Raw genomic sequence first — 12886 nt, forward strand, 5'->3', positions numbered from 1 at the left:
ATATGAAAATTAGGAAATGGCATTTGGCCACTGTATTTGTGGCGACTGCCCTGATTTTGACAGGTTGTAGTAGTCAGAATCAGAGTGCAAAAAAGTCTTCTAGCTCGAAGCCAACTACATCAGTAGTTAGTCATAAGAGTAAGAAGACTAATAAAACTCAAGTAAATAATAAGCAAGCAACTGTTTTATGGGATAGCTCCAAAGATAATCAATTAAAAGTTTTTATAGATCAATGGGGACCAACAATGAAGCAAGCGTATGTTAAATATGATGGTTCTAATTCTTTAAAGACATCAACGGGAACAATTTATCCAGATGATTTATCAAAAGTAACTGTTGAAGGCGCCAATGCATCGATTGGTTGGAGCAAAGATGGTAAAGGTACGAATGAATATAACGTCGTTGCGATTTATAACTATAACGGAACCGTACCACCATTGCCCAATCATATTACGTATTTCTTTGCTTTCCATAATAATCAACCAATCGTATTAGTTGATCAAAGTCGCGACGGTACTCCTAACTTAGTTGAAACTGGTAATAATGATTTGAAATCTGGATTCAATGATATTGTTGCGGGTAAGAAAGCTGCTGTTAATTCCAATACAGAAGCTTCGAACAATAAACAATTATCACAATTAGTCACTGATCCGAAGATGGTTGGCGTTATGGTTTATCAAATGCACGGTGCTCAAATATCTTCTGATGTTGCTAAGTTATTAAGTGTCTATACGGCAAACGGAAGATATTGGATTGGAACTGGTACGTCATTATCTAATGTTGGCTATACAATCAGTGGCGAAACGGTCACTTACTATACGCCACATTATAATGACGATACAGAAAAGGATGACTGGATACCACATAATATCAGTTTAAGAGATTTAGAGAATCAATATTATTCAAGTAATGATCAAAAACAAAATGTTCAAGCAATTGCTGGTCAAATGCCATCAATTGACAATATGGACGATTAAAAAATAAGGGGAAAATAATTATGAAATTTACATCAAAATCAGTAACTATAGTAGCAGCACTATTAATGGCAACAACAGGAGCAATCACAACATTATCAAGCAATAGTACACAAGTAAATGCCGCCACAGTCGCAACAGTTAAAGCTGGCGTTACAGCACAACTTTACAATTCAAACGGTGCTTGGGTTACAAACCGTGCTTTAGCTCCTAATACAAAATGGCGCGTTGGTACAATCACTAACATTGCCGGTGAAACAATGTATCAAGTTGCCACAAATGAATATTTGAAAGCATCAGATTCAACTCTTACCGGTCAACCACAACAACCAGCTACAACAAGTCTAGTAGCAACTGTTGGTAATAGTGATGCTCCAATGTACTTCACGGCTACAAAAGGTGACCCAGCACACTACACAACATTACCAGCTCATTCAGCATGGAGAGTCGGACGTGTTGTTACAAATGGTAAGGATACTTATTACGAAGTTTCAACAGGTGATTTCATTAAGGCCACAGATTCAACTTTAAACATGCCTGCCAATAATCTTGAAACTTACCAAGGTTTCCAACCATATCTAGGAATGAAATAATTTTTTAAACAGTTAGGACTAAAAGGGTAAAATACTATGAAAATTAAATCAAAATCAGTTTCAGTTCTCGCTGCTTTAGCAATGGCTACCACTGGTGTTCTAGCGTTTAACGCGAATAATGCTGATGCTGCCACAGTTGCGACAGTTCACTCAGGTGTTGTAGCTCGTCTATACGCTTCAAATGGCAATCTAATTACTAATCGTGCTTTGTCACCAAACAGTGCTTGGGCCGTGGGAAAGACTACCACGATTAATGGTGAAACAATGTATCAAGTTGCCACGAATGAATATCTTCGGGCTCAAGATTCATCGTTATCTGGTCAAGCACAACAAGCATCAACGCATATCGCTGGTAAAGCTTTAACACTATTACCACTATATCGTGATGATACTAATAAAATGGCCAATCGTTCGTTGGCACCTAATTCAGAATGGGCTATTGGAAAGTATATTGTAAATAAGAATGGTCAACAATTCGTCCAAGTTTCGACACATGAATATGCGGACGCTTCTAATTTAATGTATGATCATCCTATGACTAATCCAACTTATATCGCTGACTTTGGAACTAATACAAGTTTCTCTGTTGTTGGTTCAATGAATATGGGTAATGGTTGGGGTACAGATGATACCTCATCTGATACTTCTACGAATACTTCAACAGACATTAATAACAATGTTTCAAATGACCCAGATATTGATCCTAATTTAAATGCTGATGTAGAAGTTGGTACCGATGGATTGACGTATGAACAAATTCATAAGAGATATCCTAAGGTAGATGATGTTCGCGAGGCCGTCATTGAAACTATCAATGAAGAACGTCAGTCAAGGGGATTAGCTCCTGTTGTAGAAGACTCAGGATTAGATTCAATTGCCGCCAGACGTGCAGAAGAAATTTCAACAAACTTTACACATTATGATGCTGCTGGAAATTCTATATTTGTTAACTATTTACATAAGGAAATTCCTAATATGTATAGTCAAGGCGAAAACATATTTGGTTCTCCTTGGATGCAACTAACAGATCAATCGGCTAGAGGTTATGCAGATCTTGTGTTAGATAATTATCGTGGAGAAGGTATTTCAACAACATGGAATCACTATTCCGCAATAATAAATCCTAAGGCAACTAAAATAGGTGTTGGAATTTATGAATCGTCAAATGGAAATATTTATACTGCAGAAGATTTTGCTAGGTAGTTAATATTTTGAAAAATAAACCCCAACCAATTCAGGTTGAGGTTTTTTTGTTAACCATTCAAATCAGCAGTATCTAAGTAAAAATATGGTGATTCAATATGAATGGCTATAATATAAGCATTATTCGATAAAACGTTAAAACAGTCCCAAACACGTTCACTTGGTTGTGTATTAGCCAAAAATTCTTTGATGTTTTTCAAATATGGTTTAATCTCTGATTCTTTCAAAACCACATGCTGTTTCAGCTTGAGTTCTCTTAATTGAGCTCCAGTTAAAATGAAACCAGCTTGCATTTCCAAGTCTTCCGTCGTTTCTTCGATGATTTTTGTAAATCTGATATCTAATGTCATTAGATATACCTCCATTTTTTTACTTGGTACATGGAACTAAAAAAGACGCCTGTGGCGTCTTATGGTTTTACAAATAATTTTATTATTTAAGGAAACAAAAAGTGCGAAAAGTTTAAATGTTTGACCTAGAGTACCCTCTAAGTGTTAAATTACAATTCGTATTCTTAAATAATAAAAATTTAATTTTAAAAAACAGAGGAAATATTAATGACAAAAACATGGATGATAACAGGTACTTCAAGTGGTTTCGGTAAAGAGTTGGCTCAAATTGTTGCCAAGCAAGCAGATACCAATTTGGTGGCGACAGCTCGTAAGACAGCAGATTTGGCATACTTAGATGCATTTGATTCATCACGTATAGCCAAGGTGATTATGGACGTTACAAATGAAGATGCGGTTAAAGCCGGAGTTGAAGCGGCTAAGAATAAATTTGGTGGCATTGATGTTTTAGTTAATAACGCCGGTTTAGGATACTTTGGAACAATTGAAGAGAGTAATGAAAAAGATGTTCGTCAGATGTTTGAAGTAAATGTTTTCGGATTGGGTAATGTGACTAAGTCAGTATTGCCAATTATGCGTGCTCAAAAACAAGGTGTAATTATCAACATTTCATCTGCCTTAGGACTTACTTCGATACCAACTCTAGGCTGGTACAGTGCCACTAAGTTTGCGGTGGAAGGATATTCAAATGCTTTACGCCAAGAAGCTGCACCTTTGGGTATCCAAGTTATGAATGTTGAACCTAGTGGAGCTAGAACTAAGTGGAATGCCGGCAAGACTGCGCCAGTTGAAATTGCCGATTATAGTAAGTTTTCTGACATGGTCAATGGCGCTTCTAATGGAGTCACTCAAGCTCCTGGAAATCCAGAATTGATTGCTGAAACGATTTATAAGATGGTTACGGAGAATCAAGAGGTACCAGCACACTTGCCTTTGGGGACTTTTGCGACTGAAGGTAGTAAAAGGGAATTAACTAATATTTTGAAAGATGTCGATAAGTATCATGATCTTTCAATTAGTATTGATAAATAATTGATTATTGAGAGAGTGTGACAAAACATGGTCAGCTTTCGAGCATTAAGGCAAAAGAGACTAGTAATCCGATTTTGGGTTGCTAGTCTCTTTTGTTTTAAGCGGAAAATGCTATGTTTTATGCTACATGTTTAAGAAAAAAATAGTTATGTCACGCTCCCACTTTTTTATTGGCTGTGTTACCAGTTAGGGTATTCTTTTCCATTGATTGATGTGTTGTAATTATATTAGTGATGAAATTTTTCAATCGAGGTACCAAAATGGAAATCAAAACCGGCTACATGCCATTTCATGAATATAAAACATATTATCGAATCGTTGGGGATTTAAACTCCAATCAAACACCATTACTGCTATTGCATGGTGGCCCCGGTTCAATTCACAATTACTTTGAAGTTTTTGATCAATTAGCTGAAAAAACGGGTCGTCCGCTTGTTATGTATGATCAACTGGGATGCGGAAAATCCAGTGTTCCTGACGACAAGAGTCTTTGGCAAGCTGATACATGGGTGGATGAATTAATCCAATTACGTAAATATCTAGGCTTAAATGAAGTCCATTTGTTAGGTCAATCTTGGGGTGGAATGTTAGCCATTATTTATATGTGTGACCATGCTCCAAAGGGTGTAAAAAGCTTAATTTTAGCTAGTACCTTGTCCTCAGCCAAGTTATGGGAACAAGAACAGCACCGGATGATTAAATTCATGTCTGTAGAAGACCAAAGTGCTATTGCTACAGCCGAGAAAACTAATGATTTTACAACTCCAATGTATTTGAAGGCTAATGAACACTTTATGTTGCAACATGCTTCTGGACCTATTACTAAAGATTCTCCAGAATTCTTGCGTCGAGAAAAAGTAAGTGGAGAAGCGTCTTATGTAACTGCTTGGGGTCCCAATGAGTACTGTCCAACTGGAACTTTGCGAAGTTATAATTATACGAATAAATTAAAAAATATTGTTACTCCAACCCTAGTTACCAGTGGTACAGATGATTTATGCACGCCACTAGTGGCTAAAACAATGTTTGACCAGTTACCTAATAGTGAGTGGAAGTTGTTTGCTCACAGCCGTCATATGGCCTTTATTGATGAAACATCAGTATATATGAAACATTTAGCACAATGGTTAGCAAGAAATGATTGATAAGCAAAACTTATGAATTCTTTGCATAATTGAAATTGGTCCATAACTTAATTTTTTGTAATATATACCTCGAAAGTTAAATCACATAACCTATGGAGGATATATATATATTGAATAATGAAGTAGTAGTATTGTTTGGCGCTGGAGCTATTGGTGAGGCCATTGTACGTCGTGTTTCAGCAGGTCGAAAATTATTATTGGCCGATTATAGTTCTGAAAAATTAGCTTCAATGAAAAAACATTTAACTGAGGCTGGTTTTGCAGTAGAGACTATTGAAGCTGACTTATCGTCACGGACATCGATTCAAACAGTTGTAAAAAAGGCGCAAAGTCTAGGTAAAATTATAGGATTGGTGAACGCTGCCGGTGTGTCACCATCTCAAGCTAGTGCCGAACAAGTTTTGAAAGTTGATTTGTATGGAACTTCGGTTTTACTAGAAGAATTTGGTAAAGTTATGGCTCCAGGTGGTGCAGGAATCGTTATTTCATCACAATCTGGGCACCGTTTGCCAGCTTTGTCAGTTGAAGAAAATAAAGCTTTAGCAATGACTCCAACTGAAGAATTGTTGGATTTACCAATTTTACAGTCTGATGTTATTACGGATTCCTTAGCTGCTTATCAATATGCAAAAAGAACCAATGTCTTACGTGTAGCCGCTGAATCAGTAAAATGGCAACTACGTGGAGCTAGAGTCAATGCAATTAGTCCTGGTATTATCATGACACCGTTAGCTTTAGATGAATTGAACGGTCCTCGAGGAGCTGGCTATAAAAAGATGTTTGATTCAATGGTAACGAAGCGCCCGGGAACGCCGGATGAAGTTGCTAATGTAGCGGAATTATTGATGGATCGTCGTAGTGCGTTTATTACTGGTAGTGATTTCTTAGTTGACGGTGGTATTACGGCTCAATATTGGTATGGCGATGTTGATGAAGTTAGAAATTAGGAATTAAAAAAAGTGTCCTTGAAGAATTCATTTCTCAAAGACACTTTTTTTGCGGTTATAAATAATTCTTTCTTCGTAATTTTGGGTATCAGTCAAATTTTCTTCATTTGAAACGAATAATACCCGCAATCCTATGTTTGATTGCGGGTATTATTTTATCTTGATTTTTAAAATGAACTATATATTACTCAAAAATATCTTTTTTAAACACCAGTATTAATAGTGTCTGCTTTTTCCAACATATGATAAGTTGCTTCAAAAACAGGGCAAACGTCATTTGGAATTGCATAATCATGAGTTGTCTGACGCAACTTTTCAAAATTTTCATCCAGGTTTTTACTGTCACGAGCATCTAAGCAAAGTTTGATATATTGTTGTCGAACATCAAATACTTCGGGATGATTTTGTCCGTGAGCGTTGGTAATTGCTTTGGTATAGAAATCTAATTTATCGTGGCGTTCGTCTAAATAGTCTTTAACAGCAGTCATTTGGAAAACCTCTTTTCATTGAATAACTAGAGTATAGATAGATTTTTGATTAAAGGAATTGATTCAAATCAAGTAAAAAAGATGTAATCAAAATTTATTAATCAATTTCATTTTTTGCTCGTATAATAAAACTACTTAAAGAGAATTATTAATTATATGGAAACGTTGGAATGAGGTGATCGCATAAGAAGTAGAAGAAGAAAAATTAAAAAGTATTTGCGTATTTTATTACTGGTTGTAGTTTTAGTAGCTGGTTTGGGCTATTACTTCAATAATTCTTACGCTTCGGGTGGCAACGATAATGCCAAAACTGATCAGGTTATTAAAAGTAAACAAAGGATTATCAAGCATAATTTGACGAGTTATTTAAATAGCGTAACCAAAGATGGCACAGCCAGTGTTAGTTTCTATAATTTAGGTGCGGTTGATGGTAGTGATGCGGCCGATAATAAGTACGCCAAGGTTTATCAAAAGGGTAGTTTAGAAGTTGAATCTAATGCTCATACTGCCAAAACTGCTGCCAGTACTTATAAATTGTATTTAGCCGCTTATTTGATGAGTCAAAAGCAAAATGGTAATTTTAGTTGGACGACTGATAACGAAACTGGTTTTGAGAAGATGATCGTTAACAGTGAAAATGATTATGCTGAGGAACAAATCAATAACTATGGTGCTGATGAATTGAATGCTTTTAATGCTAATCAAAATTGGTATACCGGAGTCTTTCAAGCTGGACAAGGGACATTGACTACGAGTTATAGTTTGCAATTGTTGCTTGAGGATTTAGCTGAGGGCAAAGGTGCTTTTGAGAATAAGGGTGATCGTGCCAAAATTTTGAATTGGATGGGCAAACAAATTTATCGGACTGGTATCCCTACTGGTGCTACTGCAGCTGATGCTGGAACAACGGTTCAAGATAAAGTTGGTTTTCTTGATGATACTAACAATGATGCCGGAATTGTTACGTTGCCTAATGGTGAAAGATATATCTTAGTTATTTTGACAAATGGTCATAAGCAGAGTGGCTTTAGTGGTTTCAAACGCATTGCAGAAATCACTAAGAATGTTCAAAAGATTGTTTATGGATCTGATGCAGGAACTAAGATAGTTAATTATTAATGGACTAAATGCTTTAGTGAAACACAATATTTAGTGAGGATTGATAGTAATGAAACAGGGTAGAATCGTAATTTTAACAGGTTCTCCAGCAACTGGAAAGAGCACCGCAGCAGATTTATTAGCAAATACTTCTGATTATCCAAAATCAGTTCACATGTTGACGGATGATTTCTATCACTACATAAGAAAGGGTGTTATTGCACCGAACTTACCAGAAGCCAATCAACAAAATAAGGTTGTGATTAAATCATTTTTAGAAGCAACGAAAGTTTTTGCCGATAATGGTTATGAAGTGATAGTTGATGGGATTGTTGGTCCTTGGTTTTTACAGCCATGGATGGAATTGACAAGAAACTATGAAGTTCATTACGTTATTTTACGTGCCACTAAAGCAGAGACGATGAGACGAGCTTTAGGCCGTAAAAAATTGGATGAAGCAACTAATGTTTCGCTGGTGGAAACAATGTGGAAGCAGTTTAATAATTTAGATCAGTTTGAAAATAATGTGATCGATACAACGTCTTTAAATGTGGAGCAAACTGTTACTAAAATAAGGCAATGCATTTTGACAAAGAATAATATTTTGATGTAAAAGAATAAATATTGAGCTGGATTGTAACTTTTGGTTTGAATGAAACGCTAATTATAAAAAAGAGATGAATTCTGAATTTTGGTTCAGAGTTCATCTCTTTTTTGTATTGACTTTAGTGTGATATCCTACATAAAATGTAACCGCATACTTTTTTGAAAATGACATAAGTTTAACGAATATGAGGGGTGTTCTTGATGCAAAAAATTGTTGTTAATGGTGTTGATGGAAATTTTGGGAAATTAGTGGCCGAGTATATTCAAGAAATGATTCCGAAGAGTAAACTAATTTTTACTGCACCAAAAGCTGATGCATTGGAACAATATGCAGCTCTTGGTATAGAAACAAAGGTGGCTGACTTTAATTCACCATCTGAACTAGCAAAAGTTTATGCACATGTGGATAAAGTTCTATTAATTTCAATGCCTTTTGTCGGTGCAAAACGTCGTCAGGCACATAAAAATTTTGTGGAGGCGTGTGTTAAGGCCGGTGTTAGGCAAGTTATCTATACGTCAGTATTGTCGGCGGGAAATCCTTTCAACCCTAGTATTGAAAATGCGGACCACGGATATACAGAAGCAATTATTCAAAATACTGATTTAGATTATATCTTTTTACGTAATTCACTTTTTGCGGAAGCATTTATTTCAGATTATTTTCGAGCTGTTAATAATTATGAAAATTCGATTGAGAAAAATATGGGCGACGGTCGCGTCTGGTTCATTTCCCGACAAGATGCAGCCTATAGTGCCGCCTGTGCTTTGAGCGATGATCAGTTACATAAGGAAATTTTAAATATTAATGGATTAGAGTCATTTACGTACGCTGATTTCCTGAAGGTTGGTAATGAAGTTACTGGTAATCAAATTGGTTATGTTAAGAAGACAGACCAAGAGTTATATGATTATTTTGATAGTATTGGAGTTCCTAGAAATACTGATGGTGATTTTTCGAAGAGTCCAATTCAAGCAACTTCGGAAGGAATGGTTACATTTGGAACTTCGGTTCGCGAAGGTTATCTGGATGTACCAGTGAGTGATTTTTATAAGTTAACTGGTAAAGAGCCAACAACTGTTAAATATATGTTTGAGCATAAAGATGAATTTATGTTAGGTGAACGTCATACTACTGAAAAATAAATAGAATCACAATAGTTATGGGATACGACATGAAGTGTGCTTTAAGTGTATAGTCCAAAGATCAGCCAGCATGGCACGTTATAAAAGTATTTTTAAGAGGAATCGTATAAACCATTTGTACGATTCCTTTTTTCTATGTTCTAATATATATGACACTGAATATTTGAATATACAGATTAATAGCATAAATTTTATATTGACATAAATTATGCAAGGGCTTACACTAATGTCGTTGAAAGCAATATATTAAAAACTGTATATTGGGAAAGAGATGTAACAATGAGAGAAATACAATATCAAAAAAAAGGTATTGCTTTGATATATTTAGCAAAGAAATTTTTCACGCTGGGAGTTGGCGATAAAATTCCAACAGTTGATGAGTTGTGTAGTGAAACGAATACTTCAAGAGGAACAATGCAAAGTGCTTTGGAAACCTTAAAAGATGATCAAGCAATTACGACCATATCAAAAGGACACATGGGAACTTATCTTGTAGATCAGGATCAAGATAAGTTACTAAATTATCTTGATGATCGAAATATTGTTTGTGCAATGCCACTTCCTTATACAAAATACTATGAAGGATTGAGTACTGGCTTTTATAAATCTTTTGAAGATAAGAAATTGAATTTGAACTTGGCATATGTGAATGGTTCTGTTAATCGTTTAAATGGATTGAATAGTAATCGTTATGATTTTATCGTTACTTCGGGTCTGACTGCAGACTACTTGATAAAAAATAGTGATGTTGATCTTATAACATTATTCCCACAAAAAACCTATGTTTCAGAACACGTCATAGTACATAAGAAAGACAAAAATGATTTTATATATGATGGAATGAGTATCGGTGTTGATTCAAATTCAATTGACTATAGGCTTCTTACACAGGAGATTGTAAAAAATCACAATGTTAAGATGATTGAAACTCCATATAATCAAATTGTTCAAAGAATTGAGAATGGTAGTATCGATGCAGCCATCTGGAATCGAGATGAAGTTGTAGAAAAAAATTATCCCGTTTCATATGGTTCAATTGGTAGTGAGTCGATTAAAAAATCATCAAGTGCTGCGTTACTTTGTAAGAGGGGAAATACATTTATTAAAGAAATAGTACAGAAGTACGTAGATATTAATAGAATTGTAGATGTTCAGAAAAAAGTTATTTCTGGAAAGATTTTACCTGAATATTAAGGAGGTGATAGAGATGAAAGAAACTACCGAGGAAAAATTAAAAGTCTTAAACCGCTTGGGAAAGTTAGATCAAGATTCTTTTGAGTTTTTAATGGATGTTGATGCTTATTTTGAAACTAATTATTATAGCAATGATAATGAGATGCTACTGATACATTTATCAGTAGCAATTAATCGAATGTTTGAAAATAAGCGAGTAGATAAAATGCCGGATGATTTATGGCAGCAAATTTCTGATAAACCAGAGTATAAAGTTGCTGAATCTGTCTGGGATGATTTAAAATCAAAGGCACCAGTAACATTTACATACGATGAAACACAGTATATTTTATTACACGTATTGAATATATTAAGGAGGAATCAAAATGATTAAAATTGTGATTGGTGGTCAGATGGGTAAGGATGAAATTAATGCAGATTTAAAAAAATTAATTGGTGATAATGATGTTGAAGTAACAATTAAGAATGATTTGGATGCAGCCATGGCCATTCAAAATGGAGAAGCTGATTATTATATTGGAGCCTGTGAAACTGGGGCTGGTGGGGCATTGGCAATGGCAACCGCATTGTTAGGATCAGATAAGACAGTAACCGTAGCCTCACCATCTAAAGTGTTGTCAGAAGAACAAATCGCTGACGAAATAAATAATAAAGGTAAAGTGGCGTTTGGATTTACCATTAATACAAAAGATACTGTGCTACCTATCTTAGTTAAATATTTAGTGAAATAATAAACTCTGTTTTTCTATCTTTCAATATACAATATACAGTATATTGAAAACAAATAAAGGATGGTATAAAAATGAACGTTACTACGTTGATTAATTACATATTAATTGCCGCTGTTGGTGGTGTTGGCTCTATTCTAGCCAATCGTGGTATTGCTGTATTTAATGATGGCTTGAGACCAATTATGCCGGAATACATTGAAGGAAAGATTACTAGAAAAGAATTGGCTGCTACCAGTTTTGCAGTTAGTTTTGGATTGATCATTGGCTTTGGTATTCCAGTATCAATTGGATCCACAATTTTAGTTGCACATAGTATTTTACTAGCAGCTGATGTTATTGGTACATGGACTCCAGATAATAAATGGGGTACAGCTTTAGCAGGTGTTGTTGGTGCGATATATGGTGCCGGATTACTTTTCGGACTTTCATCTATCGTTGCACTATTTAAGATGTTACCATTCAATTTCTTGCCAGCTCTTTCATTAATGAGTGGTCCTATTTTACTAGCATTCTGTGCGTTTCCAGCACTCGCCGTTGCTAGTCAACACAATCCTAAAAAGGGGTTCATTACATTTGGTTTAACATTTTTGGCTTACTTATTAGCTACAAAATTCGGTACGTTCAAAGTAAATGGATACACTATCACATTAAATGCTATTGGTATGGCTTTGTTGGTCGCAATGGTATGTATGATTTACTTTGCAGCTCAAATAAAGGGCGACGGCAACTCCAATGCTAGTTTGGTCAATGTGTTTTCAAAACGTGTTGGACGAATTAAAGGTAATTGGATTTGGTTATCAATCATGGGTGGCTTAATTACGGCTGCATCAAGTATGTTGATTATTGCTGTTGATGTTCTTCCTCAACAATTACTTGTTAAGAATCAAGTTATGGAAGCGGCTATTGCTACATTTGCGCGTGCTATTGGATTTATTCCTTTGGTGTTCTCTACGGCTATCGTAACAGGTGTTTATGGTATGGCCGGAACAACAATTATTTTTGCTTTGGGTCTTTTGTTAAAAGGTCAACCAATTGTTGCATTCATTGCCGGGTTTGTTTGGATGTGGATTGAAGTTCAATTATTATCAGCTACTGCCAAGGGACTAGATAAATTTCCTGGCCTAAGAGATATGGGTGAACATATTAGAACTTCATTACAAGATACAATTGCAATTGCATTATTGATTGGTGCTGCTATTGCATGTAATAAGATGGCTGCAAATATAGGATTCTTTTGGGTTATTGGTTTTTGGCTATTAAATAAGAAAGCAAAAAAACCATTAGTAGATATGGCTGTCGGACCAATTGCTACTATTGCATTTGGCGTGTTATTAAATATTTTAAGAATGATTATGATTTTTTAAATTAAAGGAAAGAGGATT

At 35.3% G+C, this 12886-nt stretch carries 15 protein-coding genes; 13 read left to right on the forward strand and 2 right to left on the reverse strand.

Annotation, left to right across the window (positions count from 1 at the left end; translation table 11 throughout):
* Positions 1-2: 2 nt before the first annotated feature.
* Genes D1B17_RS00895 through D1B17_RS00905 form a run of 3 tightly spaced genes read left to right on the forward strand, consistent with a single transcriptional unit; the run spans position 3 to position 2770 of the window.
* Complete coding sequence (locus tag D1B17_RS00895; protein WP_120143746.1) at positions 3-977, forward strand: Lreu_0056 family protein; 975 nt, start codon at positions 3-5, stop codon at positions 975-977.
* Between the two features lie 20 nt (positions 978-997).
* Positions 998-1567: an SLAP domain-containing protein gene (locus tag D1B17_RS00900; RefSeq protein WP_120143743.1), complete on the forward strand. Its 570-nt coding sequence runs from the start codon at positions 998-1000 to the stop codon at positions 1565-1567.
* A gap of 36 nt (positions 1568-1603) precedes the next feature.
* Positions 1604-2770, forward strand: a complete 1167-nt coding sequence (locus tag D1B17_RS00905; RefSeq protein WP_120143741.1) for a CAP domain-containing protein — start codon at positions 1604-1606, stop codon at positions 2768-2770.
* A gap of 50 nt (positions 2771-2820) precedes the next feature.
* On the opposite strand, the gene D1B17_RS00910 is transcribed toward D1B17_RS00905, so the two are convergent.
* Positions 2821-3120 (reverse strand): hypothetical protein, encoded by a 300-nt coding sequence (locus tag D1B17_RS00910; RefSeq protein ID WP_120143738.1) that lies wholly within the window; start codon positions 3118-3120, stop codon positions 2821-2823.
* 207 nt (positions 3121-3327) lie between these two features.
* Between D1B17_RS00910 and D1B17_RS00915 the strand changes: the two genes are divergently transcribed.
* The 3 genes from D1B17_RS00915 to D1B17_RS00925 all read left to right on the forward strand — a co-directional run bounded on the left by D1B17_RS00915 (position 3328) and on the right by D1B17_RS00925 (position 6244).
* Positions 3328-4152 (forward strand): SDR family NAD(P)-dependent oxidoreductase, encoded by an 825-nt coding sequence (locus D1B17_RS00915; RefSeq protein WP_120143736.1) that lies wholly within the window; start codon positions 3328-3330, stop codon positions 4150-4152.
* A 260-nt stretch (positions 4153-4412) separates the two neighbouring features.
* Positions 4413-5297 carry a proline iminopeptidase gene (gene pepI / locus D1B17_RS00920; RefSeq protein WP_120143734.1) on the forward strand — a complete coding sequence of 295 codons (885 nt, stop codon included), beginning with the start codon at positions 4413-4415 and terminating at the stop codon, positions 5295-5297.
* 92 nt (positions 5298-5389) lie between these two features.
* Positions 5390-6244 carry an SDR family oxidoreductase gene (locus tag D1B17_RS00925; RefSeq protein WP_120143732.1) on the forward strand — a complete coding sequence of 285 codons (855 nt, stop codon included), beginning with the start codon at positions 5390-5392 and terminating at the stop codon, positions 6242-6244.
* Positions 6245-6447: 203 nt separating this feature from the next.
* Here D1B17_RS00925 and D1B17_RS00930 read toward each other — a convergent pair whose 3' ends face one another.
* Complete coding sequence (locus D1B17_RS00930) at positions 6448-6732, reverse strand: iron-sulfur cluster repair di-iron protein, ric (protein WP_120143730.1); 285 nt, start codon at positions 6730-6732, stop codon at positions 6448-6450.
* A gap of 216 nt (positions 6733-6948) precedes the next feature.
* On the opposite strand from D1B17_RS00930, the gene D1B17_RS00935 reads away from it, so the two are divergent.
* The 7 genes from D1B17_RS00935 to D1B17_RS00965 all read left to right on the forward strand — a co-directional run bounded on the left by D1B17_RS00935 (position 6949) and on the right by D1B17_RS00965 (position 12868).
* Positions 6949-7851, forward strand: a complete 903-nt coding sequence (locus tag D1B17_RS00935; protein WP_240704423.1) for a serine hydrolase — start codon at positions 6949-6951, stop codon at positions 7849-7851.
* 49 nt (positions 7852-7900) lie between these two features.
* Positions 7901-8443, forward strand: a complete 543-nt coding sequence (locus D1B17_RS00940; RefSeq protein ID WP_120143725.1) for a phosphotransferase-like protein — start codon at positions 7901-7903, stop codon at positions 8441-8443.
* Positions 8444-8637: 194 nt separating this feature from the next.
* Entirely contained in the window at positions 8638-9579 is a 942-nt protein-coding gene (locus D1B17_RS00945; protein ID WP_120143723.1) for an NAD(P)H-binding protein, read from the forward strand.
* Between the two features lie 279 nt (positions 9580-9858).
* On the forward strand, positions 9859-10773 hold the full coding sequence (gene yhfZ, locus D1B17_RS00950) for a GntR family transcriptional regulator YhfZ (protein WP_120143721.1): 915 nt from the start codon (positions 9859-9861) through the stop codon (positions 10771-10773).
* Between the two features lie 13 nt (positions 10774-10786).
* Positions 10787-11146, forward strand: a complete 360-nt coding sequence (locus D1B17_RS00955; protein ID WP_166806587.1) for a PRD domain-containing protein — start codon at positions 10787-10789, stop codon at positions 11144-11146.
* Entirely contained in the window at positions 11139-11504 is a 366-nt protein-coding gene (locus D1B17_RS00960) for a DUF2620 domain-containing protein (RefSeq protein WP_120143717.1), read from the forward strand. Before D1B17_RS00955 ends, D1B17_RS00960 begins: the two co-directional genes overlap by 8 nt.
* A gap of 71 nt (positions 11505-11575) precedes the next feature.
* On the forward strand, positions 11576-12868 hold the full coding sequence (locus tag D1B17_RS00965) for a YhfT family protein (protein WP_120143715.1): 1293 nt from the start codon (positions 11576-11578) through the stop codon (positions 12866-12868).
* Positions 12869-12886 lie beyond the last annotated feature (18 nt).

Source organism: Companilactobacillus zhachilii, assembly GCF_003606365.2.
GTDB classification, from domain to species: Bacteria; Bacillota; Bacilli; order Lactobacillales; family Lactobacillaceae; genus Companilactobacillus; species Companilactobacillus zhachilii.